Origin of the sequence: Cyclobacterium xiamenense, from assembly GCF_042140265.1 — a bacterium.
GTDB classification, from domain to species: domain Bacteria; phylum Bacteroidota; class Bacteroidia; order Cytophagales; family Cyclobacteriaceae; genus Cyclobacterium; species Cyclobacterium xiamenense_A.
In genome coordinates this window covers 1130005-1156920 of record NZ_CP159481.1, presented here as the reverse complement: position 1 = coordinate 1156920, position 26916 = coordinate 1130005, and the positions used below count along the sequence as shown (strand labels likewise).

27 protein-coding genes are annotated in these 26916 nt (G+C 46.7%); 5 read left to right on the top strand and 22 right to left on the bottom strand.

The window, feature by feature from the left end:
• Positions 1-39 precede the first annotated feature (39 nt).
• From ABWH99_RS04945 to ABWH99_RS04885, 13 genes are all read right to left on the bottom strand, one after another.
• Entirely contained in the window at positions 40-456 is a 417-nt protein-coding gene (locus tag ABWH99_RS04945) for an RrF2 family transcriptional regulator (RefSeq protein ID WP_375585193.1), read from the bottom strand.
• Positions 457-698: 242 nt separating this feature from the next.
• Complete coding sequence (locus tag ABWH99_RS04940) at positions 699-1703, bottom strand: metallophosphoesterase family protein (protein WP_375585192.1); 1005 nt, start codon at positions 1701-1703, stop codon at positions 699-701.
• A 15-nt stretch (positions 1704-1718) separates the two neighbouring features.
• Positions 1719-2672, bottom strand: a complete 954-nt coding sequence (locus tag ABWH99_RS04935) for an endonuclease/exonuclease/phosphatase family protein (protein ID WP_375585191.1) — start codon at positions 2670-2672, stop codon at positions 1719-1721.
• Positions 2673-3334: 662 nt separating this feature from the next.
• Entirely contained in the window at positions 3335-5218 is a 1884-nt protein-coding gene (gene htpG, locus ABWH99_RS04930; protein ID WP_375585190.1) for a molecular chaperone HtpG, read from the bottom strand.
• 122 nt (positions 5219-5340) lie between these two features.
• Positions 5341-5943 (bottom strand): hypothetical protein, encoded by a 603-nt coding sequence (locus ABWH99_RS04925; RefSeq protein ID WP_375585189.1) that lies wholly within the window; start codon positions 5941-5943, stop codon positions 5341-5343.
• A gap of 41 nt (positions 5944-5984) precedes the next feature.
• Positions 5985-7079: a BF3164 family lipoprotein gene (locus tag ABWH99_RS04920; protein WP_375585188.1), complete on the bottom strand. Its 1095-nt coding sequence runs from the start codon at positions 7077-7079 to the stop codon at positions 5985-5987.
• Between the two features lie 74 nt (positions 7080-7153).
• Positions 7154-7414: a hypothetical protein gene (locus tag ABWH99_RS04915; protein ID WP_375585187.1), complete on the bottom strand. Its 261-nt coding sequence runs from the start codon at positions 7412-7414 to the stop codon at positions 7154-7156.
• A 196-nt stretch (positions 7415-7610) separates the two neighbouring features.
• The gene (locus ABWH99_RS04910; RefSeq protein ID WP_375585186.1) at positions 7611-8672 is read right to left on the bottom strand and encodes a hypothetical protein; all 1062 of its coding nucleotides are present in this window, start codon (positions 8670-8672) and stop codon (positions 7611-7613) included.
• Positions 8673-9240: 568 nt separating this feature from the next.
• Entirely contained in the window at positions 9241-10191 is a 951-nt protein-coding gene (locus ABWH99_RS04905; protein ID WP_375585185.1) for a HipA domain-containing protein, read from the bottom strand.
• Positions 10184-10498: a HipA N-terminal domain-containing protein gene (locus tag ABWH99_RS04900; RefSeq protein ID WP_375586542.1), complete on the bottom strand. Its 315-nt coding sequence runs from the start codon at positions 10496-10498 to the stop codon at positions 10184-10186. The genes ABWH99_RS04905 and ABWH99_RS04900 overlap by 8 nt, the downstream gene beginning before the upstream one ends.
• 7 nt (positions 10499-10505) lie before the next feature.
• Positions 10506-10754, bottom strand: a complete 249-nt coding sequence (locus ABWH99_RS04895; RefSeq protein WP_375585184.1) for a helix-turn-helix transcriptional regulator — start codon at positions 10752-10754, stop codon at positions 10506-10508.
• 319 nt (positions 10755-11073) lie between these two features.
• Positions 11074-12171 carry a BF3164 family lipoprotein gene (locus ABWH99_RS04890; protein WP_375585183.1) on the bottom strand — a complete coding sequence of 366 codons (1098 nt, stop codon included), beginning with the start codon at positions 12169-12171 and terminating at the stop codon, positions 11074-11076.
• Positions 12172-12248: 77 nt separating this feature from the next.
• Positions 12249-12509 (bottom strand): hypothetical protein, encoded by a 261-nt coding sequence (locus ABWH99_RS04885; RefSeq protein WP_375585182.1) that lies wholly within the window; start codon positions 12507-12509, stop codon positions 12249-12251.
• A 428-nt stretch (positions 12510-12937) separates the two neighbouring features.
• On the opposite strand from ABWH99_RS04885, the gene ABWH99_RS04880 reads away from it, so the two are divergent.
• Together ABWH99_RS04880 and ABWH99_RS04875 are read left to right on the top strand one after the other, a co-directional pair.
• The gene (locus ABWH99_RS04880; protein ID WP_375585181.1) at positions 12938-13138 is read left to right on the top strand and encodes a hypothetical protein; all 201 of its coding nucleotides are present in this window, start codon (positions 12938-12940) and stop codon (positions 13136-13138) included.
• Positions 13128-13478, top strand: coding sequence for a hypothetical protein (locus ABWH99_RS04875; protein ID WP_375585180.1), 351 nt, complete (start codon positions 13128-13130; stop codon positions 13476-13478). Before ABWH99_RS04880 ends, ABWH99_RS04875 begins: the two co-directional genes overlap by 11 nt.
• Before the next feature lie 575 nt (positions 13479-14053).
• Here ABWH99_RS04875 and pafA read toward each other — a convergent pair.
• Positions 14054-15694, bottom strand: a complete 1641-nt coding sequence (gene pafA / locus ABWH99_RS04870; protein WP_375585179.1) for an alkaline phosphatase PafA — start codon at positions 15692-15694, stop codon at positions 14054-14056.
• A 126-nt stretch (positions 15695-15820) separates the two neighbouring features.
• A complete protein-coding gene (locus ABWH99_RS04865) occupies positions 15821-16474 on the bottom strand; it encodes a carboxypeptidase-like regulatory domain-containing protein (protein WP_375585178.1) in 654 nt (217 codons plus the stop codon).
• A 142-nt stretch (positions 16475-16616) separates the two neighbouring features.
• On the opposite strand from ABWH99_RS04865, the gene ABWH99_RS04860 reads away from it, so the two are divergent.
• The 3 genes from ABWH99_RS04860 to pruA all read left to right on the top strand — a co-directional run bounded on the left by ABWH99_RS04860 (position 16617) and on the right by pruA (position 19410).
• Entirely contained in the window at positions 16617-17000 is a 384-nt protein-coding gene (locus ABWH99_RS04860; protein ID WP_375585177.1) for an ArsR/SmtB family transcription factor, read from the top strand.
• Positions 17001-17006: 6 nt separating this feature from the next.
• Positions 17007-17702: a YjjG family noncanonical pyrimidine nucleotidase gene (locus ABWH99_RS04855; RefSeq protein WP_375585176.1), complete on the top strand. Its 696-nt coding sequence runs from the start codon at positions 17007-17009 to the stop codon at positions 17700-17702.
• Between the two features lie 76 nt (positions 17703-17778).
• Positions 17779-19410, top strand: a complete 1632-nt coding sequence (pruA, locus tag ABWH99_RS04850; RefSeq protein WP_375585175.1) for an L-glutamate gamma-semialdehyde dehydrogenase — start codon at positions 17779-17781, stop codon at positions 19408-19410.
• Positions 19411-19501: 91 nt separating this feature from the next.
• On the opposite strand, the gene ABWH99_RS04845 is transcribed toward pruA, so the two are convergent.
• From ABWH99_RS04845 to obgE, 7 genes are all read right to left on the bottom strand, one after another.
• Positions 19502-20704 (bottom strand): PAS domain-containing sensor histidine kinase, encoded by a 1203-nt coding sequence (locus tag ABWH99_RS04845; protein WP_375585174.1) that lies wholly within the window; start codon positions 20702-20704, stop codon positions 19502-19504.
• 124 nt (positions 20705-20828) lie between these two features.
• Positions 20829-22142 carry an ABC transporter permease gene (locus ABWH99_RS04840; protein WP_375585173.1) on the bottom strand — a complete coding sequence of 438 codons (1314 nt, stop codon included), beginning with the start codon at positions 22140-22142 and terminating at the stop codon, positions 20829-20831.
• Positions 22132-23034, bottom strand: a complete 903-nt coding sequence (locus tag ABWH99_RS04835; protein ID WP_375585172.1) for an ABC transporter ATP-binding protein — start codon at positions 23032-23034, stop codon at positions 22132-22134. Before ABWH99_RS04835 ends, ABWH99_RS04840 begins: the two co-directional genes overlap by 11 nt.
• Positions 23035-23089: 55 nt before the next feature.
• Positions 23090-23977 (bottom strand): hypothetical protein, encoded by an 888-nt coding sequence (locus ABWH99_RS04830; protein WP_375585171.1) that lies wholly within the window; start codon positions 23975-23977, stop codon positions 23090-23092.
• A 74-nt stretch (positions 23978-24051) separates the two neighbouring features.
• Positions 24052-25161, bottom strand: a complete 1110-nt coding sequence (gene dnaJ, locus ABWH99_RS04825) for a molecular chaperone DnaJ (protein WP_375585170.1) — start codon at positions 25159-25161, stop codon at positions 24052-24054.
• Positions 25162-25167: 6 nt separating this feature from the next.
• Complete coding sequence (locus tag ABWH99_RS04820) at positions 25168-25758, bottom strand: nucleotide exchange factor GrpE (protein WP_375585169.1); 591 nt, start codon at positions 25756-25758, stop codon at positions 25168-25170.
• A gap of 79 nt (positions 25759-25837) precedes the next feature.
• Positions 25838-26827, bottom strand: a complete 990-nt coding sequence (obgE, locus tag ABWH99_RS04815; protein WP_375585168.1) for a GTPase ObgE — start codon at positions 26825-26827, stop codon at positions 25838-25840.
• Between the last annotated feature and the right edge of the window lie 89 nt (positions 26828-26916).

Below are 26916 nucleotides of genomic sequence, written 5' to 3'. Positions count from 1 at the left end.
ATAAAACCTACAAATTATATAGAGTAAATGGTAAAAAAATTATTCGTTGGATAAAATATCCTGCAAGGTCTTCATTTCCAGTATTTTGAGTGTCTCGTCCCGAACTTCTGCCATCACCTTGTTGAGGCCACACCGCTCCTGGCTTTCACACTCTTCACAGGGTTCGTAGTAATTAAGACTCACGCAAGGCAGCAAGGCAATGGGGCCATCCAACAGCCGTATAATGCGGGAAAGAGGGATTTGGTCCGGTTCCTTGATCAGGTAATAACCGCCTCCCTTACCTTTTTTGCTCCCTAAAAATCCGGCTTTCTTCAATTCAAGAAGGATATTTTCCAAAAACTTGTGGGAGATTCCGTGTTTTTCCGAAATCTCCTGAATCAATATGGCTCCCTGATCTTTGTTTTTCCCCAGGTAAGTTAGGGCATGAAACGCATATTTGGTTTTTTTTGAGAGCATGGACCTTGCAGAAGGTTTGAGAAGTTTACAACGCTTGAATCAAATAAAGATAATCACTTTTGGCAAAAACGAACAGGTTATTTCCGGATTTATGATAAATGGCAAGGAATGGTGCGGAACCAACAAGCAAGTTAGTTGCATACATAACCGGAGTTTTTGCGGGAGCGCCGCTGTGTAAATGCGAGCAGCGAATGTCACAGCAAACAGAGCGAATGGGTAGTAACCATCCGATTATCAGGGATCTACTGACTAAAAAATAGTTGGTAGTCGGAAATCTCCGGGGTTGCCAGGGTACCGGCAAAGCCCTTGGGCATGCCCAGACTGTAAGGGGAAGGAACCATCCATTGGCTGCGTACTCCTTCTACCTGCAAGACGCCCTGCGGATCCAGCGTCACAAACGCATACAAGGGCGCCTGGTACCCGGCTATTTGGGGCAGGGAGGGGTACTGTTTGTAATCGGCTTTGGAAAAACGATCCCGACTTTGGTAGCTAGCTGCCGTCCAATGGTACGACATGCTGTTGATCTCCAGGTAGTCGATTCCATTTTGGTGGTGATGGTAATCGATGTGGTCGTGCCCGTTGAAGCAACAGATGACCTTTTCCTTATGGCTCTCCATGATCTTTTGAATCTCCAACCGGTTTTTTATTCCCCAGGTGTAGTTCCACAAGCTTTGGTGGGAAAATACAACGGTAGGTAGCCGGGTTTCGGCCAAATCCGCTTTTAACCAATCGATCTGCTCGGGATGTATATAGGTACGGGCGCTGTCCGAAATGTAAAAATTCGCCCGTTCGTAATCGATATACTTCCCATCCTGGAAAATGAAATTAGCATCCAGTACGATAAAATGGTAGCCCCCAAAATCGTAGGAATAGTAGGCCTGGGGCATGCCCCAAAAATCCAGCATTTCCTTTTTTGTGTTCCTGTCCATGTCGTGGTTTCCCAACACGTGGTATTTCGGTCTCCGAAAAGATTCCCAAATCCCCATAAACGCTCTATTGCCGCGCTCCCCCATGCAGAAATCGCCCAGCTGAATGATGAAATCGGCCTTTCGCTCGTCTGCCTTTTGAATAAACTGTTCGAGCCGTTGGTTGGCGTCTGGCATTAAGTCCTTGTGCACGTCTGCAACGATTCCAAAGGTTAATTTTTGGGGAGATACGGCCGAAGGTACAAAGCTAAGGCAGGTACCCGGTACTCCGGCCATCAGGGCTGCCAACCCGGTTTGATGTAGAAATTTACGTCTGTTCATGATTGGTTTAGCTGATCACTGAGGCGATCTTTCCTGTGGGAATGATTCCAACGCAAAGGTAGTGACGAGCAACCCATGATCCGAAGGATACGGCAGTTCCTTGCCATTGATTCGCAGGTTTTCGCCAAAATAGGCCATGTAAGATGTAGAAGCCAACGGTTTTAAATTTCCCTTGTAAAAAATGTAATCGATGCGGTGGGAATCCGTCTTTCCCTTTACATCCCAGGTAATCCCCGGATGCCAGTTTGGGTTGGGATGTACTTCCCGGAAGGAATCCCTCAGACCCATATCGGCCAATACTTTTGTCGCATACCAGGGTACGATCAGTCCCTTGTGCCGCGCCTGGGTTTCCTCGCTCCAGTCCAGGTGGGAGGGGGAATTCATGTCGCCACCCAAAATCATGGGAATGGAATCGGCGGCAGCAGCGTATTTCCTGAGGTAAGGCAAGACGTTTTGAATCATTTCGGTACGTTTGCCGGCGGCTTCCCAAACCAGCAGTTCCTGTGCGGATTTCCCCATCTCCTCCGGCGCATCCTCCCAGGGTAAATAATAAAACCAGTTGGAAAAAACGTTTATTTTCCGCCCATCGACCAGTACCTCCCGTCCACCCAGGTAAAATGGGTACCCGGTATCGATCCGTTTTCCAAAGGGGTATTTGGAGTAGATCGAAAGATTGACGCTGTCGTCATCCGGATCGGTACCCTCAGGGGCTATCAGGTGAAAACGATAGCCTAAAGTCTCCGCTATATGCGGTCCGGAACCGTAGGTTTCCACCATCAAAATCACATCCGGGTTGATTTCCCGGATGATATCGATCACCCGATCCGGACCCTCCGGCAGGTCATTCCCCCCATGCAGGATGTTCCAGGCCATGACCTTGAGCGTCTTTACGTCGGGAGTTTGTGCCCAGGCATTGGTATGCAGGAGTAAAAAAGCGACAAAGAAAGCATGGAGGATGATTCGTTGCATCGGTTGGTTGTGTTTGAAATTGATGGGCACGGAAGGCAGCCTATGTTGATGAAAACTGGCTGCTGGTAAATATACAAAGCTTATCTTTTACGGCCAATCGCTGTTTTTTTACGGCGGTCGAAAAGGGTATTGGGTTGGGTTCGGGTTTCCAGACAGGTTAATCCCACTGGCTAATCCTAAATTCCTGAAACAAATCGCATGGAAATAAAAGAACCGAAAAACCCAACTTGAACTAATTCCCTCCGCCGCCGCGGAGGGCAAGGGGGATTTGGATACGATCGGATCTACGAGAACGGTGATACCACCGGATCTGCTCAGGCAGGCGCAAAGGCACCAATGCCACGTTACAATGCCATTTCAGCAATTCCCCCTTTTTTAGGCGGCATGGGGAATTTTTTCGAGCAGCTCGAATTTATAATAGGTTGATTTTGAGTATAATGACCTAATAAATCCCCCCACCCCCTGGGTAAGATTTGGGTACGTACGTACGGATTTCCGGTCGGAATATGACGGCGCGACTTTCTCAGCTCGTTGAAATGGCGCCCGTTCCGCATTAAGACGCCATTCAGCAACTCCAATCTTTCTACGATCAACCGGTAAGCAAAAAAAGGGAAAGCAAGTTTTCGGTCTCGCTCTCCCTTTTGGTTTTGCCAGTTGTTTGTTCAGATCAACTCCACACTTCGCTTCACAAAGGCGGTAAGCTCCTTACCGGTCAGCAGCCCCTGCGAAAGTAGCGCCAGATCAAAGGCCTGTTTGGCGAGTCGTTCTTGTTCGGCGGCATCCTCCGATTTGAGGATTTTGTCCACCACCGGATGATTGCCATTGACCCCTACCTTGTAATTATCGGGGAAGGAACCGTAAAGCCCCATACCTCCGCCGTTTTTCGCCATGTCCTTCATCCTACGCATGAACTCGTCCATGGTAACGGTGACGGGCAACTCCTCCGGACTGGAACCCTGGACTTCCACCGAATAGGTCTTGTTATCGATGGCTTTTTCAAAAATCTCTTTCACCTTATTGGATTGCTCTTCGGTCAACAGGTTTTCGTATCCGCCTTCCTTTTCGATCAACTTGTCTACCACGTCGGCGTCCACGCGCTTCAGGCTGGCATTTTCTAACTTGCCCTCCAGGTGCTGGATAAAATGGCTGTCAATCGGTGAATCCATTAACAATACGTCGTATTCCTTTTTATTGGCCGACTGGATAAAGGTATCCTGTTTATCGGCGTCAGTGGCGTACAGGTACACCAATTTTTCGTCTTTGCCGGTTTGATAGGGCTTGACCTTCTCCTGGTATTCGTCCAGGGTGAAATGCTCCCCGTTTGTATTGGTGAGCAGGGCGAAATCCTTGCCTTTTTCGTAAAATTTATCCTCCGAGATCATCCCGTATTTCACAAAAAGGCCGATGTCCTTCCACTTTTCTTCGTACACCTTCCGGTCTTTTTTGAACAATTCGCCCAGCTTATCCGCTACCTTCTTGGTAATGTAATTGTTGATTTTCTTGACGTTGCTGTCCGCCTGCAGAAAGCTTCGGGAAACGTTCAGCGGAATGTCCGGAGAATCGATCACCCCGTGCAATAGCATTAAAAATTCCGGCACGATATCCTTTACCTCATCGGTAATAAAGACCTGCCGACTAAACAGTTTAATCTTGTTGCGCTGCAGGTCAAAGTCGTTTTTGACCTTAGGGAAATACAAAACGCCCGTCAGGTTGAAGGGATAATCCACGTTCAGGTGAATCCAGAAAAGCGGATCCTCGCTCATGGGATACAATTCCTTGTAAAACTTCAGGTAATCCTCGTCCGTCAGGTCGCTTGGCGCCTGTGTCCAGATGGGATGAGTGGTATTGATGATATTGTCTACCTCCACCGATTTCCACTTCTTCTCGCCCTTGTCGTCCACGCCGTCTTCTACGCTTTCGGATTTCGTTCCAAACCGAATCGGCACGGGAAGGAATTTGGCGTATTTGTCCAGGATTTCCTGCAGCTTCCATTTGTCCAGAAACTCCTCGGACTCGCTATTCACATGCAGGATCACATCCGTTCCCCGTTCGGTTTTGGTGCCGGGGCTGATTTCGAATTCCGTACTGCCATCACAGACCCATTTGGCTGGCTCCGCGCCTTCCTCGCGGGACAGGGAATGAATTTCTACGGTATCCGCCACCATAAAAGCCGAGTAAAAACCCAAACCAAACTTACCGATGATTTCATTCGCATCCTTGGCATCTTTGAACTTCTCCACAAATTCGGAAGCTCCGGAAAATGCGATCTGATTGATGTATTTTTTGATTTCCTCAGCCGTCATGCCGATACCCTTATCCGAAACGGTGATGGTCTTTTTGTCTTTGTCAAAACTGACATCAATGGTCAGGTCGCCCAGCTCTCCCTTGTACTCGCCCAAAGCGGCCAATCGTTTGATTTTCTGGCTGGCATCCACCGCGTTGGAAACCAATTCCCTTAGAAAAATTTCATTATCCGAATAGAGAAACTTTTTGATTATGGGGAAAATATTTTCGGTATGGATCGAAATGGTACCTTTTTCCTGCATGGCTTTATATGATTTTGATTAAAACAATTTCGTACGTTAACTAACCCACGGTAATCAAGACCCGTTCCAAAATCAAAAGGGTGTCAAAATGGCAGGATTTTACCGCTGAATAACTTCAAGAATTATTCTTTCGTCAATTCATCAAGCCTCTCCTGAAAGTTGGGGAACGAGGGATTGCCCATTTCTACTTTGCGATCATCTTTTAGCAAAAATGAAATAAAGGATACCTCCCCGATACCGTTCGCTTTATAAAACTCTTTATTCGGGTCGTGAATTACAGGGTGCGAAAAATTGTTTTCTTTCAGTTGGCGGATCAATTTGGAACTGTCTTTCTCTGAAATGTAGAAAAGGAAGGCCACCTCCTTGTTGTTTGAAATGGCAGGTTGCCAGTCCAGGTTTGTTATGGAACGGCCGACTTTACTCATATACACGGCTACTTTGTATTTGCTGTCAAACCAACTGGTATTAAATTTAACGGCATCTCTGATTTCTTGATCAAAAATAAAATCAGGAGTGAACTTCACCTTTAGATTGTCGGACAAAAAATTATTTCCTGATGTCTCCAACGGAACTATTTTATCAATTTTATAAGGAAAAGCATGTACTTCTACATCTTGAAACAAAATATGCAGGCCTTCCTCACCATCAAGTGTGTAAGTGACAGGTGTATCACAAGCGGTTAAAGAAATAATGAACAGAATAATACTGTACTGTCGATTTATCATCGTAAGTGCTTTAAAATCAAATCAACTAGCCTATTACCTGCCTATTCTGTGAGCAGCGAAGCCTCCGGCAGGGCAAAGGCAACAACATTGGGATCCGCATCTACGGTGAGTCCATAGATGATTCCCTTCTCTTCATACACGGTAAATCCGGTTAGCGGGTAATCTAGCGAATACTGATTTAAAATTTTTCCCTGATAATCAAAAACAAAAATCCGATTCAATTCATCTGGATCACTGATGTTTCGAAAGCTTTTACCCAGGTGAAGCCCGTATATTCGTTCTTTCCCGGCAAAACTATCCGAATACTTTACTGTGAGTGTTTTCATGTTCATAGCTGCCATGGGATAGCCCCTACTATAGTCCACCTCAAATTCGGGAACTTCATCTACAGGACCTCTGATAGAAAGGATCTTTCCAGATGCCTTATCCAATACATCGATAAAATCCCGTCTGGATCCTGCAGCGATAAATTCACGTTTATCGGGAGAGGCTTTTAATCTTCCCTGATGTATACTACTTATCACATTGGCAGGAACATCTTTGCGATCGATCATACTGTCCCAGGTACCGTAGGCGGCCAATGTATCCCCTTGCAGCGACACCTCAAAATACTTATCGTTACCATCCACCATCGTAACTAATAAGCTGGTATCTGATGCCCAGGTCAAATCAGCTACATAATGGAAAATTTCTCCCAGTCTCAACTGGCTTTCTGCCAATTTGGAAGTCCCTTCATTAACGGAGTACTTTGAAAAAAAAGTTTGTTCCAAATCGTAGCACCAGAAGCTTTCTTTTTCAAAGGCGGGTTCCAATTTCCATACCAGGGTTGCTTCTCCCGGACCAAGGCCATTCTTCCCGGTACTGCGGATGTATTTTTCGGATTGTATGTCAAGGATATGCAAAAGATCGCCATTGCTTCTTTCACTTACCACCAGGAAATCTCCCAAACACAAAATATTTCTCGGGTTTGTTATGTTGGGGAAATTGTACTTTTTCCCGACCAAGGCTATCGGATCCGGAAGATCCTTTTCATCAAAAACAACGATTTCTTCGATTTCGTTTTCCTCCGATGCGGGAGAACAGGCAAAGCCTAAAGCGAAAAATCCAACTAGAAGGGTTAATTTATTGCGCATCATTTCTTGAGAATTGATATCAAAATCAAGTTAAAAGGGAGTAGGACATCTTTGAAGCCTACTCCATTAAAAGTTAGTTAAATACAGGTATCATCATTTGGAACCCAAATGGAGTCCGCAAATTTCAATCCAATTGGGTGCGGACAGGAGTCATTCCACGAGCAACATACGCCTCCATATTCATTAGAACCCGCAATCGCCTTCTCCAAAGCCACGTCGGTTGAGGAAAAGGGCGCTTCTGTACGGCCAATACCAAACTGCCATCCGGCCACCAGCATAACCGCTACAGCCACAAGGGCTGCCATTAATTTTCTTGAATTTTTAAGCCATGTCTTCATGTTTTTTTTGGTTTAATGTAAAACATTGATTGAATGGCACTTAAATTGATAAAAGAAACGAGAGTTGCAACTATTCTTTTAAAAAATACTGAAAAAATTACAACTCTTCTGTTTTAAAGCGTATAGGGGGATTTAGGTCGCAAGTTTTATGAGATAAAAATTTCCCTGTAAGCAGACTTGTGGATTTGATTAATTTTTATTGTAGCTCAGGAACCCTGTCAAGATCATACGTGTAAATCTCATCTTTTTCAGTTAAACCAAACAGCAGATTGTTAGCGGAATCAATACAAATATGTAGTAATTTTTCCTTTATAATTAGTTTACAAGTTGGATTTCCATCCCAGTCGATCACATGGACTTCAGCCGGCGAATTGCCTATCGCCCATTCTTTTCTACTAAGATTTGCATAAAGTCCAAACAGAAATCCGTTACCATCCCTTAAATCAACATAGTATTCATTTTTTAAAGGCATACTCGCTTTCGCAGCGGTACTAAGTGATTCGACGTTTTTATTTGTTGTAATCGAAATGGAATTATCAGGATTTTCTATATCATATATATTCAACTGATCCATAAACATCATCCCTCCTGCGTATTTTCGCTTCAACTTATTGAAAACCGTAACTGAAGCCATTAGATAACTATCCTGTTGATCATTGAGTCCTGATTTTAAGGCGGTATCAAGCCGAGTAATTTGCTGATCATTCAGCTGATATACCGAATACAGTTGGTTTAAATTTAGGAAATCCATGTTATCAATAAAAACCCTTTCATCGTCAATTTTGTAAGCTCGATATATCTCATTCAGTTTTTTCAATTTGACAGTATCCATAAATATATCAATTTCACCATACCACGACTGAGTGAGGTTAAAATAAAATATTCCCTGCCTAGCTTTGTGATAAAATGAAATAAGGACATCATTTCCTTTCTTTTCCGCAGAAAGGGGTCTCAGAAGGTTTTCAAATTCATTGGGACCTTCTCCCTTTCTTATAAAATTTTTTTCCAGACCAAGGTTATGTAAGGATCTAATATTGTATAGCGTATCCCGTTGAGGGGTGGTAATAACCATTAGACTGTCCAGTATGTGGATATTTTGTGCACCTAAGGTTTCTAAACTAGCAAGTGTCCCGTCAAGGCTATAGGATTTTTCGAATTTTATAGTTACGGGACGCTCACCCATAAAAGTGGTTTCTTTTTCGGGCACACAACCTAAAAAAACTACTATGGTTAATGCTAACAGCAGTGATAATTTCATGTCTTTTGATTCCGTGTTAACTTATTCAAACCGATTCATACCGACTGCATCGATATGAATCGGTTTGGAAACGCTTTTAAGGAGTACATTGGTCTCCAAGGTGATACCAAGGAGGAATCCCAGTTGCAAGCGAACATGGTGAACAAGCCACCGATTGTCCGTCGGTTCCCTGTAGTATACTGTAGCATATAATACTATCACCACTTCCCGCAATCGCATTCTCCAAAGCCACTTCCCTCTCCGAAAACACCGTTTCCGTACCACTAACCCCAAACTGCCAGCCGGCCACCAGCATAACTGCTACAGCCCCAAAGACTGCCATTGATTTTCTTGAATTTTTAAGCCATGTTTTATACTTTTTTTGGTTTAGCGTAAAACATTGATTAAATGGGAGTTAATTTGATAAAATAAAATGATAGTTGCAACTATTCTTTTAAAAAAAATAAAATAAATTACAAGTAATCTGTTTTAAAGCGTATACGGGGAATTTAGGTATCAACCTTTCAGGATTGGAAATGGTCAGTTAGTTGGCTTATCCGTCTTTGTTGAACAATTTTAATCAATTCGGTTATAGTTCGATCTGTTTGGCCTTTTTATCAATCATTACGTGATAGGCTTCCTTCATTTTACTCGGAAGAAAGCTTATTTCCACAAACCCATGCCATATCGGTATCGTCTTTCTGAAACGCTCGAAAATATTATCGAATGCTTTCTGATCGATTTCAAACCTTCTCATCGCTATTTCAAAATCCCTTCGTGTTAGCTTCCTCTTTTTTCCGTTAAGGGTGAGTGCCAATTCTTCGTTATCTCCTTCAACCACCAACTGGGCAGCTACCATGTCATAGGCGGGACTCAGGTTGTATCCCCTTTTCGGATCCTTAAATAGGGAGAAGTTTTTCAGGTGCATGTCATTGTTACCGGTAAGGAAACAAAATACAACCTGCTCAAAGAAGGTGATGATATCAAATCCGGGATTGGTCGAAAAGTGAACCAGTGCTTTTCCAATCTGTTCATAGGAACCCCGATACTTCGATTCTGTTAACCGCTCGGTCAGTTGGCACATGTCTTCCATATGGAATTTTTGCTTTCCTTTTCTATCTATTCGTTTGGTCATGTAAGAAAGCTCCCCTGACTTTAACCGGATCAAGGTATGCGGAACGGTTCTTATTCCGGCTATGGCTGCCAGGTGCATCGTGAGGTCTTCCAGTTCGGGCATACTTGGATAATGTTCACTCGGCGGTTTCAATATGTATCCGCCCCAAACACCCATAATCGTCAGTTTTTGAGGCGTATCTTTTTCAGTCATGGTTTCCAGCCCTAGGGAAAGCTTTGCCTGTACGCCGGTTACGGACGACTGGCGCTGTATGACCTTTTCAGCCAGTTCGAGCATCTGATCATTGGTATATTCCAATAGGGGAGAAACAGGCTTGCCGAATAGTTTCTTGCTGCATGTTGAGTGAAAGTCCATTTCTTCTCCACTCAGTTCTTTATAACAATATAGACAGCAATTTTCACTCATCTTCTTTTTCCTCTTCCATTGGTTCAATGCTCACTGCACCTATGCAATCGTGACATGTTTTAAGTAGCAAACCCATCCGATCACGTGCACTTAGTTTCCAGTTTTTTTCAGCGATATCCAATAACCAACCCTCCGGTATCAGACCGTCAAAAAACGGAAATAGCACGTTATCCTGAAATGGTTTTTCCTGTAGCGGAAGTGTCAAACTTACTGGCTCTGCATTATCTCTTTTCAGATAAACATCCCTGTATTGAAAATGATAACCTTCCTCATCTTCTTGCAGAATTCCTGCCCAATCGTTGTGCATAAAAACTTTAGCCTTTCTCACGGATCAGTTTATTGCGGTTTATGGGTACCGGCCCGAGTTCATAACCAAACAATACCAGTACCTGGTTGACCTTATCCTTTTGCACGGTAGGTTTATCACGTTCCAATTCACGTACAAAACGTAAGCCTACGCCAGCTTTCTCTGCCAGCTCTTGCTGGGTAAGCCCTAGTGCCTTTCGCTTCTCCTTTACAAAACTGCTTAGGGGTAATGCAGTATAGTTATTTCCGGTAGTCATTCGGTATGGTAGTTACCCATTCGGGTACAAATATATAAAAAAGAGGTGAGAATATACCCCTTCGGGTATAAATTAAAGTGCGCAGTAAATTAATATACCCTTTCGGGTGTAATTTCCTATTTCATCTAGAAATTGTACCCGTATCGGTACAATAAAAAGATGGCAGGATCTACTTCAACGAAATTCGAGAAAAATGAAACGCAAAAGCCTACATTGCGCAAGCAAAAACGAAATAAAGGAAAATACCAGAACCTTATAAAATCGGTTTTTCATGGAAAGGAGCCTAAAAGTGAATCGCTTCAACTAGCCTATCACCTGCCTATTCTGTGAGCAGCGAACCCTCCGGCAAGGCAAAGGCAACAACATTGGGATCCTGATCGATGGTGACCCCATAGATAATTCCATTTTTCTCATCTACGGTGAAGCTTGTCAATGGATAATCCAGTGCAAAATGGTTCAGTATATTTCCTTGATAATCAAAAACAAAAAGCCTGTTCAACTTGTCCGGATCGCTTATTTGTCTAAAGCTTTTTCCCAAGTAAAGTCCATATATAAGCTTGCTTCCGGCAAAACTATCCAAATATTTGACTGTGAGTGTTTCTAAGTTCATATTAGCCATGGGATACCCAAGACTGTAGTCTACTTCAAATTCTGGAATTTCATCAATCGGACCCCTTATTGAAAGAATCTTCCCTGAATTTTTGTTCAGCACATCTATAAAATTTCGTCTTGACCCGGCTGATATAAATTTACTTTTATCAGGTGAGGACTTAATTCTACCATGATGGATACTGCTGATCACATTGTAGGGAATATCTTTTCGATCCATCATACTGCCCCATTTACCAAAGGTGGCCAGAGTATCCCCATTTAGAGAAACCTCAAAATATTTATCATTACCGTCCACCATCGTAACCAATAAGCTGGTATCTGAAGCCCAGGTTAAATCCTTTACATAATGGAAAATTTCTCCCAATCTCAACTGGCTTTCTGCCAATTTAGAAGTATCTCCGGTAACTGAGTACTTCGAAAAAATAGTTTGTTCAAAATCATAGCACCAGAAGCTTTCTTTTTCAGAGGCATTCTCTAGTTTATATACCATAGATGCTTCTCTCGGGCCAAAACCATTTTTTCCGGTACTACGTATGTATTTTTCGGATTTTATGTCAAGGATATGCAAAAGATTATCGTTGGACTTTTCACTTACCACTAAGTAATCCCCTATACACAAAATATATCTGGGGTTTATGATAGCAGGGAAATTATATTTCCTTCCGGTTAGGACAATCGGATCTGGAAGATCTTTTTCATTGAAAATTACTATTTCTTCCTTTTCGATTTCATCCGATGCATGCCTAGGGGAACAGGCAATGAAGAAAGCTGAAAACCCAACTAAAAGAAGTAATTTATTTCGCATCACTTTCTAAGAATTGATTCAAAACCAAATAAAAAGGGAGTAGTAATGCCAAACGATACTACTCCTTTAAAACCTAATTAAATACAAACATCATCACCTGGTTGCCATATTGATTCTGCAAATTTTAGTCCAATAGGGTGATCGCACGGGCCAAACCACTGGCAACAAACACCTCCATATTCATTAGAACCCGCAATCGCTTTCTCCAACGCCACGTCGGTTGCATAAAACGGTGCTTCTGTACCGCCAACACCAAACTGCCAGCCAGCCACCAGCATAACCGCTACAGCCCCAAGGGCTGCCATTAATTTTCTTGAATTCTTAAGCCATGTCTTCATGTTTTTTTTGGTTTAATGTAAAACATTGATTGAATGGCACTTAAATTGATAAAAAAAAAACGAGAGCTGCAACTATTCTTTTAAAAAATACTGAAAAAATTTACAAATAATCTGTTTTAAAGCGCATGATTTGATTCGATTTCCGCACCGAAAAAAGTGGAGTGCCAGGCCCGGATTTTTTTTGAAATATAGCCAATCGGGGACGGGATAGCGATTACCGATTTTAGGTTGTGTTTTAACATTGGTCCGTCCGGTAACTGGTTGTCACGGCTTTATAGGAATGTTCCTTGACTGCTGACTATTGGGCTTCCATTTCCGATTTTAGTGTTTTCTGACTATTTTCATTCCTAACATTAGGTCCCACTTGCCCGTTTATCTAAACTAGTTGCGGCTACGAGTAAACATAAAGCCAACGGATTGGTAAAAAAATGAAGCAGCTTACGATCAATATCGCAGACAATAAATTTGACGTTTTCCTGGAGTTTATCAAGGCCCTGGATTATGTGGAGGTAGCAGATGACGAAGAAAAGGCATTGGAGGAACTTCAAAATAGCCTGATCCAGGTCAAGCGTATGAAGGAAGGGAAGCTCCCCAAGCAATCGGCCGAAGACTTCCTCAATGAGCTATAAGGTAATCCCCACACCTAATTTTAAAAAGTTGGCTAAAAAACTGGCCAAAAAGTATTCCTCCCTAAAAACTGAACTACAGGATTTAATTGAGACCTTGGTCGAAAATCCTGCATCCGGAACCCCTCTTGGACATAACCTCTACAAGATTCGGATAAAGATATCCTCAAAAACGCTGGGCTGTAAAAAAACGTTAACCCTTTTTCTGAAACTCACTGACTTTTTTACTAAACTACCTGGAACTGAACTTCAAATTGGTATCCCAATGCCTTTTAATGTTCCTACTGTCCGTCGGGGCACCTTTTCTTCATACCTTACTCAATTATGGTTTAGCTCCCCGTGAATCGGTTCCTCACTGGCTCAAATCAGGTTCAACCCCATTCGGGGTTTGAGGGTATGGTGGTCCATATGCAGTGGGCTGCACCCACGGTTAGTGTTGTTTAGGCCCTTCAGGCCTGCCTTTACTGAGAGAATCATTGATCATCTAAAACGGCATATTCAAAACTACTTTTCCTTTCACCCAATCATATACTAATGTGGTCCAAAATTGCTTATCGACAAACATCACCTAATCGGCTCCGAAGCCTGAAGGGCTTCAACAAAAAACCCCGGGCGAAACCCGGGGTCTGGGAACCGTTAAATCCTACCCCCAACCCCGGAGTGGGTTGAACCACCGCTTGCAGCTCAACACGGGTTATTGCCCACCTGTCTCCTCTGCCGATCTGGGATTGGATTGGTTCAATTTCTTACCAATCTGTTGAAATATTTTTACGAAAGAAAAAAACCCCCCTGCCCTCCGCCACGGCGGAGGGATTTGTACTCGTTGGGATTTTACACATACATTCCCATATAATGCCGCTTTCCGGATCAAACCCACAGCATTAAATCTTAAGATTAGCTAACTCCCATTATAACCAATCATTTCGCATCCACTATCTCGCCAATCGGCTGACCGGAAGCTCCATTGGGAAGCCTGGTTTTTAGCAGCATGGCCAGCGTGGGAGCGATATCGGTAATGGTGGCGTAGCGGCTGCTGCTACCCGCCGGAACACCCCATCCATAAAATACAATCGGTACATGGGTATCATAGGTGTACCCCGTGCCATGGGTGGTGCCCCGTACAGAATTGGTCAGCCAGGCGGGCTCCAATATCACCATCACATCTCCCGAAGCCTTGTGGTTGAAGCCCATCTGCAGCAAATGCTTTCTTCCATGGTTGTATTCCAATCGCTTCAAGTCCTCCGCTGTGTAGGTTTCCTTGATCCCGTCAAAGCGCAGCAGGAAATCGGCGACTTCCTTTTGCATGTCGGCCAGCACCAGGCCTTTCTCTTTGGCCAGCTCCCGGTTTAAAAACACCTGCTCGTTGGAATAATTGGAAATCCAGTCACCCTCTCCGAATTGCTGATTGGTAAATCCTTTCAATTGGGTCAGCACAAAGCGTGTGTCCAAACTTCCGGCCGCCACCCGTTCGCTCTGCATGTAACTAACTACATCGGCCACCCCATGATCAGCGGTCAGAAACACCAGGTATTCCCCTTCGCCGATCTCCCGGTCCAGGTAGGCAAAAAATTCCGCCAATTCCCGGTCCAACCGAAGGTAATTGTCTTCCACTTCTACCGAAGCGGGACCAAACCTATGCCCGATATAATCGGTAGACGAAAAACTTACCGCCAGAAAGTCGGTCACTCCTCTTTTGCCCAATTGCTCTCCTTCCAAGGCAGCATAGGCCAGATCCAGGGTAAGGGTATTGCCATAGGGAGTCGTACTTATCAGGCCCAATCCCCCATTGTCTGCCGTCAATGCGGGCAGATCGTAGGGAAAGGTAGGCGTTTCCATCCCTATAAAAGGGGATTCAAAATCATTGTTATCGGCTGCGCCCTGTAGGTAGCTTTCCAAGGGAAAAAGCGTCTCCCAGGTCTCTGATAGGTATTTTTCCGGTAGTTTTCTGGCATTGAACGCTTTTGCCCACTCGGGCAATTCATCGTAATAATAGCTGGAGGTCATGAACTCGCCGGTTTTGGCATCGTACCAGTAGGCATCTCCCAGGTGCCCGGCAGGTAAGGCCGCCCCCCGGTCCTTGATGGCGATACCTACCACTTTGGAGCGCTTTCCGGTAGCAAACATGAGTTCGTCGGTGATGGTACTGCTCAGCAGATTTCGGGGGGAAATTTCTCCATTGGAAGGACTGCCGGCTACTCCCGTAACGGTACTGTCTTCCGCACAATAGATGGAACGGCCCAACGAGCGTACATACCAATTATTGCCGATAATACCATGGGTAGCCGGGGTGGTGCCGGTATAGACGGAGGCGTGGCCGGGGCCGGTATAGGTGGGTATGTAGTTATAATGGCCATTTTTCATCATAAAACCCTCATTCATAAGGCGCATGAAGCCATCTTCCACAAACCTTTCCTGATAGCGGTAAAAATACTCCTGCCGCATCTGGTCTACCACAATGCCAATCACCAGTTTCGGCCTTTCCGGACGCTCAGGTCCCCAACCCTGAGAAAAAACCACATGGGAACAGGTCAGCAGGACCACTACAAATAAATGTTTCATGTTTTCGGATTTCTAATAATGGGCGAATATACCATTTTGTCTCCATCGAAGGAACAATAGGGTGACCTTCAGGACGGAAAAGTGATAAACGGACAATTTTGCCGGGATACCCGCCAGGAAGCTTTTTTAATCCCGGTTTTTCAGGTCTCCGTTTTTAATGGATTTGATAAACTGTGCCCAGGCAAAGGGATTAAGCAGAGGCAAGGGTCTGGGCCCGTACCGGTCCAGGGTTTGCTGGGTCTGCTGATTGGTAAACTGCCGGAAATTTTCGTTACCGGAAGCGGGCATTTCTTCCGCCCAGCGGAGGAGTAATTGAGGACTGAGATTGCCCCGGTTGAGTGGAGGTTCCGCATCGATATTCACCGCCAAAATGGCATTTTTGAATTCCTCCTCGGTGGGATAGGGCATGACCTGCACCTCTTGTAGGGCGATCTCGTCCTGCACCATGGTCAGGATATAGCTCACCTTGTCTTCATCCAAATCTTCCGGAATGGTAATGGTCTGTCGCTTGAGACCAATAAAGGAAAAAACTACACTATCTCCTGCCAAAACCGGCATGGAGAAGTACCCAAAACGGTTACTACTGGTTCCTCTACCCTTTCTGGGCACATAAATATTCACCCCGGGAATGGCCGTGGTGCTGTCGGCATTCAAAATGACGCCCGACAGCTGCACCACTTTTCGCTCCGGCGTATCCTGGGCATTGGCCGGCAAGAGATGCCCCGCATATACAAGGAGGACGAGTAGGGCGAGTTGTAAGTACTTTTTCACGTATCTCATTTTTCCAAAGGCCTGCCTTTCTTCCAGGGATACGGAAAGAAAGCAAGCCGGTTTTGTAACAAAGCCAATGATTTCACGATAATAAGAGAAATACCCCTGAATTCATTAACTTCAACCGGTTTTATTTGTTAAAGTTAATTAAATGCGCTTAAAAAACATAAGTTTAAGTTATGGGATGCGTGTCTTCAAAGCCCTTTCCGAAGAACCGCGGGTACGAATCCTCCATTTACTGTTGCAAAACGAGGAATTGTGTATTTCGGACATGGAGCACATTCTGGATTTCACCCAGACCAAAACGAGTAGACACGTCACCTACTTAAAAAACGCAGGATTGATCGGGAGCAGGAAAACCGATCAATGGACCTTTTATTACATCCTGGAGGAAGCCCAGGAAGTACTGGGGCAAATCCTGAGATTTATCCAAAAAGACCAAAACCTGCTCCGGGACCAGGAAATCTACGAAATCCTCTACTCCAACCGGGAGCTGGCCAAAAACAAGATTGAAAACAACCTGTATCGAAAGTGATTTTCCATGAAACCTTACCGCCACCTGCTTTTTGATTTGGACCATACCCTATGGGATTACGACAGCAATGTGCGGGATTCCCTCACCGAATTGTATGCGCAGCACCGGCTGGCCGAACTTGGCAGTGCTACGTTTGAGGTATTTTTTGAGGCTTTTCAGGCCACCAATCTGGAGCTCTGGGATCAGTTTAACCGGGGGCAGGTGGATCGGGATCAGCTGCGGGCCATCCGATTCCCGAAGGTCTTTACCAGAGCCCGGCTTTCCGAGGACCTCATTCCCCGATCCCTGGAAGACGATTTTATCCGCCTTACCTCTTCCAAGGCAAAAGTAATGGATCAGGCCTTGGAAATGTTGCACTACCTGGGTGAAAGCTACGAGTTGCACATCGTCACCAATGGGTTTAACGAGAGCCAATTCGCCAAATTAAAAGCCTCCGGACTCGACCGCCATTTTAAGGTAGTGGTTACCTCCGAATCCTCCGGATTTCGAAAGCCTGATTCCCGAATTTTTACCCATACCCTCCGGGAAATAGGCACCCTTCCCCAGGAGTGCCTCATGATCGGGGACAACCCCACCTCGGACATCCTCGGCGCCAAAAATGCTTCCATCGACCAGGTACATTTTAATCCCAGGGGCCTAAAAAGTCCGGTGCCGGCTACCTTTACCATCCGGCACCTTTCGGAATTAAAAACCTTCCTTTGAACCCTGCGTGGAAGCGGTTCGTTGTTAACGTATACATTCGATAAAACCAATTCTTGCACCAAAACACCAATAATTTATGCTCAAAGGCTTTTTTACCGTACCCGAACCAAGCAATGAACCCGTCAAAGCCTATGCACCCGGCTCGCCGGAAAGGGCCGCTCTTCAGGAGGCCATCGCCGCTGCCCGTTCGCAGGTGAAAGACATCCCCATGTATATCGGCGCAGAGGAAATCCGAACGGAAAAAACCCAGTCCCTGCACCCTCCTCACGATCACCAGCACGTACTGGGGCATTATCACCAGGGAGACACAGGCCACGTCACTCAGGCAATAAATGCCGCAATGGGAGCCAAACATGCCTGGGAAAACATGCAATGGGAACAACGGGCAGCCATTTTTCTAAAGGCGGCCGACTTGCTCGCGGGGCCCTACCGGGACCGGATCAATGCCGCTACCATGCTGGGGCAATCCAAAAATGCCTTTCAAGCGGAAATCGATTCGGCCTGCGAGTTGATCGATTTCCTGCGGTTCAACGTGAAATTCATGTCTGAAATCTACGCCCAACAACCCCCCATCAGCGGGAAGGGCGTCTGGAACCGTACCGAACACCGGCCGCTGGAAGGATTTGTTTTTGCCATTACCCCGTTTAATTTCACCGCCATTGCCGGCAACCTGCCCACAGCACCGGCCATGATGGGCAATACGGTCATCTGGAAACCAGCACATACCCAAATTTACGCGGCTCAGGTATTGATGCAGGTATTCCGGGAGGCAGGCATTCCGGATGGGGTCATTAACCTGATCTACGTGGATGGACCGGATGCCGGTGACGTGATTTTTTCGCATCCTGATTTTGCTGGCCTGCATTTTACCGGATCAACGGGGGTGTTTCAGCAGTTATGGAAAACCATCGGCAAGAACATCGCGCTGTACAAAACGTATCCGCGCATCGTGGGCGAAACGGGCGGCAAGGACTTCGTGATCGCCCACAAATCGGCCGACCCAAAAGCAGTGGCCACGGCCCTCAGCCGGGGGGCCTTTGAATACCAGGGGCAAAAATGCAGCGCGGCTTCCCGGGCCTATATTCCTTCGAATCTATGGGAGCAGGTAAAGGAATTTTTGCTGGCAGACCTGGCGTCCATGAAGATGGGTGGACCCGAGGATTTTGGCAATTTTATCAATGCAGTCATCGATGAGAAAGCCTTTGACAAGATCAGCGGATACATCGCGGCAGCAAAAAAAGCGGATCAGGTAGAAGTAATTGCCGGAGGTACCTGCGACAAATCCAAGGGATATTTTATCGAGCCTACGGTACTATTGGTGCAGGATCCCCTGTATACCACCATGGTAGAGGAAATCTTCGGCCCCGTATTGAGCATCTACGTCTACCAGGAAAACCATTACGAAGAGGCACTGGAACTGGTCGATCAGACCTCTCCTTATGCCCTTACCGGTGCAGTCTTTTCCAGGGATCGGTACGCTATCGAACTGGCCACGGCCAGGTTGCGGCATGCAGCAGGAAATTTCTACATCAACGACAAGCCTACCGGAGCCGTGGTGGGCCAACAGCCCTTTGGAGGGGCGCGTGCTTCCGGTACCAACGACAAGGCCGGGTCCATGATCAACTTGCTGCGCTGGGTTTCGCCGCGCACCATCAAGGAAACCTTTGTCAGCGCCACCGATTACCACTACCCTTTTTTGGGGAAATAATAACCGGATACAAAAAGCGCATGGCTCCTCCGGGGATCCATGCACTTTTTATTTGTAATTAATCCGGCTTGGGGCCTGCTACCCTTTCGGCTCAGTCCTCCACGTCCCGTACGCCCAGCAATACGATACGAAAGGTGGTTCCCTTTCCCAGTTCGGAGGCATTGACAAAAATACGACCCTTGTGGTAGCCTTCGATGATCCGTTTTGCCAGGGTAAGTCCCAGACCCCAACCGCGTTGCCGCGTGGTAAAGCCGGGGTTAAATACCTTTCCAAACATCTTTTTTTCAATACCCTTTCCGGTATCGCTGATATCGACAAACACGTATTTTTCGCTTTCCTTCACGATGTTGATGTGAATCGCTCCCTGACCTTTCATTGCGTCGACCGCATTTTTGCAGATATTTTCAATGACCCATTCAAAGAGCGAGCGGTTCATCTGTGCGTAAATATTTTCTGCATGGGAATTGAGGTCCATGCTTACCTTGCTTGAAATCCGTGGCCGCAGGTAGCTGATGGCGTCTCCGACGACCTGATACACATTTTCGGGTTTGATCACGGGTGTGCTGCCGATATTACTGAAGCGCTCGGTCACCATGCTTAGTTTGTGGATATCTTTTTCCAGCTCCAGAATCACCTCCTGATTTTCTTCAAATACGGGAGAATTTCGCAGGTAGTCTACCCAAGCCATGAGGGAGGCAAGAGGGGTTCCCAACTGATGGGCGGTTTCTTTGGTAAGTCCTGCCCAGAGGCGGTTTTGTTCGGCCACCTTGCTTTGGTTAAAAAACGCATACGCGAGGATACCAAACACCAAAATCACCGAAAGCTGCACGTAGGGATAGTATTGAAGACGTGTGAGCAGGTCGGAGTTTCTGTAATAAATAAAGGCGTCGTCTGAGAGGCGTATGGGTTCGTAAAGCTCCTTCATCGAAGCCAGTTCTTCGAGTAGCTGCTGCTTTTTATCCTCCTCGGTACTGTTTTTTCGGAAGCGAACGTTTTTGTACTCAATCGGCTCGCCCGCTGCATTCACAGTGATGACGGGGATGGACCGGTTTTCCTGAATGATTACTTGAAAGACGAAGGTCAGATTATCGGAGTTGACAGAAGCATATTCCAGTGCCTCTGCGTAGAGGTCTACCTGCCGCCTTTCCCGAATCTTCAACTCCTCCACCAGGGTATTGGTGTAATAAATGGATCCCAGGCCAATAACGATGGAAAAGGCGAATACCGCCCATTTTACCTTTCCCCTGTTTTTGTAGAGATCCAGTGATGTCAGGTCTTGAAATTTTCTCTTCATTGGCAAAAGATGTTTCCGAACTTAAAGAAGTTCATCATCAGAAACAATAGTTGCGCGGCATTATTGCTTCAGACCCTAAAAATATCTACCGGTACCACGGCCTTGACAGAGCGGTAGCGAAGTCTTAGTTATTGTCGGTGAGCCACTTCCAGAGCACCTTGTAGCCCACCTTGGTACCGTGCACCAAAATACCGATGCGGTAAATCTTACCTGCCATCCAGGTTGTGCCCAAAAACCCCGCCACTAACAAGCCGATGGATAGTGTCAGTTGGTGCCAGGGCACGCCAAAACTGACCCGCCCCATCATGGCCACAGGAGAGGTAAAGGGAATAATGGAAAGCCAGTAGGACACACGGCTATTGGGATCATCCAATACAAAAATAAACAGCCCCATGTAGGCAATCAACAGCGGAATGGTCACGGGAAACATGAACTGTTGGGCGTCAGAGGGACTGTCCACCGCTGCGCCTATGGCCGCAAAAAACGCCCCGTACAACAAGTAGCCACCAACAAAGTAGATCAGAAAGGCGAGCGTTAGTTGCAGGAAGTCAATCCCCTGAAGCAATTGAACCATTTGTCCGACGTCTTGCTGCCCCGTATCCGGAAATACCCCCGGTTGCCCCGACATCTCCATAAGTTGTTGTTGAGGCATTTTCATCCCGAAGTAGCCCATGACCAGGGAAGAAACGGCGCTGATAAGCAGGATCCATATCAAGAACTGCGTCAATCCCACCGCTCCGATTCCCAAAATCTTCCCCATCATCAACTGAAAGGGTTTCAGGGAGGATACCAGAATTTCGATGATCCGGCTGGATTTTTCTTCGATGACCCCCTGCATGATTTGGTTTCCATAAACAAAAATGAAGGTATAGATCAATATGCCGGCAATGAAGCCCACCGCATAGTTGACCACGGCATGAGAAACCCGATCCCCTCCCGGTTGGCCGACGACCACCGACTGCACGGACACGTCGGTTTTTAAGGCAGAAAGCACGACCGGATCGATTCCAGAAGTGAGCAGGCGGAGCTCCTCAATTTTTTGCTTCAAGGCGGCCTCCAGGCTTGCAAGGGTCGTAAGCGAAGGAGTTTCTTCGCAATAAAAAACGATCCCCTGTGGATTTTTCAGATCCAATTTGGGGATGTACAGCAGGCCAAACCGCTGTCCTTCCTCTACCAGCACTTTGGCCGCTTCCCGGTCGAGTCCCTCGTAGGAGAAGGCATACATTTCGTTGCTTTCAAGAAAATAGGCATTGTTTTCGTCTACCACTTCGATGAAGCGCCGGCTCTCACCAGGCAGGTCGGTCAGTGCAATCCAGAGAAACAATCCCAATATCGTGGGAAAAATCAAGGGGGTGATGAGTGTGGCGAGTAAAAACGAACGTTTCTTTACCCGGGCCAGGTACTCGCGTTTGATGACTAGCAGAATTTTACCCGGCATGACTCTCGTTGATTTTTTGAATGAATATTTCCTCAATGCTGGGAATGATCTCTTCGAATCCCAGGATTTCACCCTGCTCCATCAGCTCCCGCAGCAGCGAATTGGGCTGCCGTCCCTGCAGCTCTACGGTAAACTCCAGGTATCCTTCCCGACTCACCCCGTCTTCCAGGGGCAGGGCAGTGGCGGACGTATCCGGAATGAGTTTTACGAGGAAACGGTTTGTCTTTGCTTCGTTTTTAATCGTTTTTACCGGACCGTCAAGGACTTTTCGGGCACGGTTGATCAGGGCAATTTGGTCGCAGAGCAATTCTACCGACTCCATGCGATGGGTGGAAAGGATAATGGTGGTACCCTGGCGCTTTAATTCCAGAATCTCGTTTTTGATAATTTCTGCATTGACCGGGTCAAAACCCGAGAAAGGCTCGTCGAGAATCAACAGGTCCGGCTGGTGGATCACCGTGGCGATGAACTGCACTTTCTGTGCCATGCCTTTGGACAGATCCTGTATTTTATTTTCTTTCCAGCGGGTCAGGTCCAGTTTTTCCAGCCAGCGCTTTATGCGCAGCTGCGCTTCCTGCTTTTTGAGTCCTTTGATTTGGGCAAAATACAGCAGTTGTTCCTGTACTTTCATTGCTTTGTAAAGGCCTCTTTCCTCGGGCAGGTAGCCGATATCCCGCACGTGCCGCATGCGCAGGGGTTCGCCCTTGATCCGGATTTCTCCCGAATCCTGTTCGATAATCTGGTTGACGATCCGGATGAAGGTGGTCTTTCCTGCTCCATTGGGCCCCAACAGTCCAAAAATAAGCCCTTGCGCAACGGAAAGGTCAAAGTCTTTCAGGGCCTGATGTGCCCCATAGGATTTATTTAACGAACGGACGTGTAACAGTTCCAACAGCGGTAAAATTTAATCGTCACTTTGCGACCCAAAAACGAAAAACGGGCGTATCTTATTCCAAAGATACAGATCCCACGGAAACATCTATCAAAAAGGTCATGAGGTTTTTGGCGTCTGCCTGGTAGCCTTTACTGACGTAAGTGTTTTCGGTGATTTCCCGAAGGTGTCGCGGCACTTTGGTCCGACACATGGCTGTCGCTTTGATCTTCACCAGGTAAGGCAGGCTTTCTTCAGGAAGTTTGATGGATACCGAACCGGCACCGACCATCGCGTTGACCGTGGTGCGGTGGGCCATGGTATCCCCAAACGAGAGGTTTACAGAGCCGTAATTTACATCCAACAGTAACAAGCGGGCATTGGAAAGCTGCAAATCATCCGCATAGAACGAGCCCATATTAATGGCCACCGCCAGGGTGTCCATGGCCACGGAATTGGCCACCGGGTTGGAATAATTCAAAAAAACGTCCGCAGAGGCGGTCTTGACGATACAATTGGATATGGGCAGGTTGGCAAAATCGAGCCGGGCTTTGCCAATGCCAAAGTTCAGGTGCAGGTCGTAAAGAAAACTAGCGTCCAATCCAACCTGCCAGGTATGGTCAAAATCGTCGTCTCCACTTGAAAAAAGCCGGTAGGAAAGGTTTTTGCTCAGGCTTTCCGACTCCACGTTTTTATGATCCAGCTGGGCGTACAGCACCCCATCGGAAAAATTGTGAACGAAGGTGGGCAGGATATTGACGGTTCCCAGTCTGGCGTCTGCATGCAGCGGCAGGCCCCTGTACGCACGCTGGATGGTAGACACACCTTTGTAACTGGAAAAATGCAGATTGACCAGATTGATGCCTTCCCTATCGGATACCTCAAAATGCCTTAAGATTTGGCCATTGGAGGAAAAACCCACACAGGTAATCAGACTCATCGCTACAATCAATTCCTTAAACATACGGAATTAATACGGGTTGGCTTCCAAAAGGTTTCTTTACAAAAAGTGAATGGCCGTATTCCGACCAATCACTTTCAAAAGAATTCCTTCACTTTATCAAAGATGCTTTTTTCGGACTTTCCCGGATTGGGTTTGAAATTTTCCGAATCGCGTAGCGACTCCAGTTTTTCCCGCTCCTCTTTGGTCACCTCTTTGGGTGTCCATACGTTAACGTGGATGAGCTGGTCTCCCTTTCCATACCCGTTTAATTCCTTGATGCCCTTCCCTTTCAGGCGCAAAATTTTTCCCGCTTGTGTACCTGGCTCAATTTTGATTTTTACTTTACCATCGATGGTAGGTACTTCCAACGAGGCTCCCAGGGCTACGTCTACAAAACTCAGGTAGAGGTCATACACTACGTTATTGCCATCCCGTACCAGTACCTCATCGGCTATCTCCTCAATCAGGATCAGCAAATCCCCGGGAACGCCTCCGGGCACTTCGTTGCCTTTGCTACTCAGGCTAAGTTGCATGCCTTCCGACACACCGGCAGGAATATTGATGGGAATGATCTCTTCCTTCACCACCAGTCCGCGGGCATCGGCATTGGCGGGCTTTTTGTCGACTACCTGACCGCTTCCTTCACAGGCAGGACAGGTACTGGCCGATACCATTTGTCCCAGCATGGTATTCACCACTTTTTTGATCTGTCCCGCTCCCTGACAGGTAGCGCAAGTCTTAAAGGTGACCCCATCGGCCACCATGTGGCGCTTCACTTTGATTTTTTTCTCCACTCCGTTTGCCAGCTCCTGGAGCGTAAGCTTTAGCTTTACGCGCAGGTTGGTACCTTTCTTGGTCCGGCGGGAACTTCTGCCGCCACCACCAAAGAAAGAATCAAAACCGCCCCCGCCAAAAATGTCACCAAACTGAGAGAAGATGTCGTCCATGTTCATTCCACCTCCGCCGAAGCCACCGTTTCCACTGACTCCCTGGTGACCAAACTGGTCGTAGCGCTGGCGTTTTTCCGGATTGCTCAGCACCTCGTAGGCCTCCGCCGCTTCCTTAAACTTGTCTTCGGCACTGGCATTCCCCGGGTTTTTGTCTGGATGGTACTTGATCGCCAGTTTTCTGTACGCTTTTTTTATCTCATCGGCGCCGGCTCCCTTTGCGATACCAAGCACCTCGTAATAATCTCTCTTTGCCATATATCTTTAGTTTCCAATTACCACTTTTGCAAACCGCACGACCTTGCCTGCCATGGTGTATCCCTTTTCGACCACATCGACGATTTTGCCTTTTAACTCCTCAGAAGGAGCAGGTATTTGGGTAATTGCCTCGTGATATTCTGCGTCAAAATCCTTCCCGACCAAATCTTCCATCGGCTGCAAGCCCTTGGCGGTAAGCACCCGAAGTAATTTATTGTAGATCAACTTGCTTCCGGCCTGCTTTTGTTCCTCCTCCCGTTCGGAGGTATTTTCGGCCTTGAAGGAACGTTCGAAATCATCCAGAATGGGCAGCACTTCCTGCACCAGGTCTTTGGAAGCCGTGCTAACCAGCTCCAAACGTTCCTTGGCAGTCCTTCTCCGGAAATTTTCAAATTCCGAATACAACCTGACATACTTGTCTTTCAGCTCTTGGTTTTCCTTTGCCAATTTGTCCGACTCCGACAGTTCCGTATCTTCGATTTCATCTGAAACACCGGTACTGCCCGCTTTGTTTTCATCTCCTTCATTCACAGGGTTTTCGACCGTTTCTGTCTGTTCAAGGTCTTGGTCCTTATCTTCTTTTGCTCTATCTGTCATTTTTTCGTCTGTTTTTCAAAAATCCATAAGCAAGAAACAATTAACTTGCCATCTTTCCCCGGTATGCCATTCTGACACCCTATTGCAAGGACTTCCATATCAGGTCCTTGAGTTCGGGGAGGTGGTATCCAGTCACCGCAGAAATAAATAGGTGCGGTACCTCCGGAGGGAGTTCTGCTTCCAGGGCGGTCGTGAGTTCGGCATCCAATAAATCCGCCTTGGAAATCGCCAGGATCCGCTTCTTGTCCAGTAGCTCCGGATTGTATTGGTTCAGTTCCGATACCAGTATCCGGTATTGCTTTCCCAGGTGGGGCGCATCGGCCGGAATAACAAAAAGCAGGATGGAGTTCCGCTCAATGTGTCGCAGAAAACGCAAGCCCAGCCCCTTTCCTTCGGCAGCACCCTCAATGATTCCGGGAATGTCTGCCATCACAAACGACCGGTCCCCCCGGTAATCCACCACCCCAAGGTTCGGTACCAGCGTGGTAAATGCATAGTCAGCGATTTCGGGTTTGGCAGCCGAAAGACTGGAAAGCAGGGTGGATTTTCCAGCATTGGGAAAACCGACCAGGCCCACGTCGGCCAACAATTTCAATTCGAGAATCATCCATTCTTCCACTCCCTCTCCGCCCGGTTGGGCATAATGGGGTGCCTGATTGGTGGATGTTTTAAAATGGTCGTTTCCCAAACCGCCTCTGCCTCCCGGAGTCAGGATGACCTCCTGTCCATCCTCGGTGATTTCGCAACGAACCTCACCGGTTTCGGCTTCTTTTGCCACGGTGCCGATAGGTACTTCCAGGACCACGTCTTGCCCATCGGCCCCTTTTCGCCGCCCTCCTTCGCCATTATTGCCCCGTTCCGCGATCACATGCTTTTTGTACTTGAGGTGCAACAAGGTCCAAAGTTGGGCATTGCCCCGCAGGATCACGTGGCCACCCCGGCCACCATCGCCCCCATCGGGTCCGCCCTTTGGTACATGTTTTTCTCTGCGAAAATGGACGGAACCGTTGCCCCCCGCTCCCGAACGGGAGCAGAATTTCACGTAATCGATAAAATTGGAACTTGCCACGGTGGTAGGAATCCTGATTGGTTACTCGTAAAGTTTTCGGACAAGCTGTACTTCAGCATGCCGAAAAAGAAAATGGCCAAGCCCAATGC

Coding starts and splice junctions, on each gene's coding strand:
- ABWH99_RS04945 (WP_375585193.1), bottom strand. CDS start 456: ATGCTCTCAAAAAAAACCAAATATGCGTTTCATGCCCTAACTTACCTG.
- ABWH99_RS04940 (WP_375585192.1), bottom strand. CDS start 1,703: ATGAACAGACGTAAATTTCTACATCAAACCGGGTTGGCAGCCCTGATG.
- ABWH99_RS04935 (WP_375585191.1), bottom strand. CDS start 2,672: ATGCAACGAATCATCCTCCATGCTTTCTTTGTCGCTTTTTTACTCCTG.
- htpG (WP_375585190.1), bottom strand. CDS start 5,218: ATGCAGGAAAAAGGTACCATTTCGATCCATACCGAAAATATTTTCCCC.
- ABWH99_RS04925 (WP_375585189.1), bottom strand. CDS start 5,943: ATGATAAATCGACAGTACAGTATTATTCTGTTCATTATTTCTTTAACC.
- ABWH99_RS04920 (WP_375585188.1), bottom strand. CDS start 7,079: ATGATGCGCAATAAATTAACCCTTCTAGTTGGATTTTTCGCTTTAGGC.
- ABWH99_RS04915 (WP_375585187.1), bottom strand. CDS start 7,414: ATGAAGACATGGCTTAAAAATTCAAGAAAATTAATGGCAGCCCTTGTG.
- ABWH99_RS04910 (WP_375585186.1), bottom strand. CDS start 8,672: ATGAAATTATCACTGCTGTTAGCATTAACCATAGTAGTTTTTTTAGGT.
- ABWH99_RS04905 (WP_375585185.1), bottom strand. CDS start 10,191: ATGAGTGAAAATTGCTGTCTATATTGTTATAAAGAACTGAGTGGAGAA.
- ABWH99_RS04900 (WP_375586542.1), bottom strand. CDS start 10,498: ATGCACAACGATTGGGCAGGAATTCTGCAAGAAGATGAGGAAGGTTAT.
- ABWH99_RS04895 (WP_375585184.1), bottom strand. CDS start 10,754: ATGACTACCGGAAATAACTATACTGCATTACCCCTAAGCAGTTTTGTA.
- ABWH99_RS04890 (WP_375585183.1), bottom strand. CDS start 12,171: ATGCGAAATAAATTACTTCTTTTAGTTGGGTTTTCAGCTTTCTTCATT.
- ABWH99_RS04885 (WP_375585182.1), bottom strand. CDS start 12,509: ATGAAGACATGGCTTAAGAATTCAAGAAAATTAATGGCAGCCCTTGGG.
- ABWH99_RS04880 (WP_375585181.1), top strand. CDS start 12,938: ATGAAGCAGCTTACGATCAATATCGCAGACAATAAATTTGACGTTTTC.
- ABWH99_RS04875 (WP_375585180.1), top strand. CDS start 13,128: ATGAGCTATAAGGTAATCCCCACACCTAATTTTAAAAAGTTGGCTAAA.
- pafA (WP_375585179.1), bottom strand. CDS start 15,694: ATGAAACATTTATTTGTAGTGGTCCTGCTGACCTGTTCCCATGTGGTT.
- ABWH99_RS04865 (WP_375585178.1), bottom strand. CDS start 16,474: ATGAGATACGTGAAAAAGTACTTACAACTCGCCCTACTCGTCCTCCTT.
- ABWH99_RS04860 (WP_375585177.1), top strand. CDS start 16,617: ATGCGCTTAAAAAACATAAGTTTAAGTTATGGGATGCGTGTCTTCAAA.
- ABWH99_RS04855 (WP_375585176.1), top strand. CDS start 17,007: ATGAAACCTTACCGCCACCTGCTTTTTGATTTGGACCATACCCTATGG.
- pruA (WP_375585175.1), top strand. CDS start 17,779: ATGCTCAAAGGCTTTTTTACCGTACCCGAACCAAGCAATGAACCCGTC.
- ABWH99_RS04845 (WP_375585174.1), bottom strand. CDS start 20,704: ATGAAGAGAAAATTTCAAGACCTGACATCACTGGATCTCTACAAAAAC.
- ABWH99_RS04840 (WP_375585173.1), bottom strand. CDS start 22,142: ATGCCGGGTAAAATTCTGCTAGTCATCAAACGCGAGTACCTGGCCCGG.
- ABWH99_RS04830 (WP_375585171.1), bottom strand. CDS start 23,977: ATGTTTAAGGAATTGATTGTAGCGATGAGTCTGATTACCTGTGTGGGT.
- dnaJ (WP_375585170.1), bottom strand. CDS start 25,161: ATGGCAAAGAGAGATTATTACGAGGTGCTTGGTATCGCAAAGGGAGCC.
- ABWH99_RS04820 (WP_375585169.1), bottom strand. CDS start 25,758: ATGACAGATAGAGCAAAAGAAGATAAGGACCAAGACCTTGAACAGACA.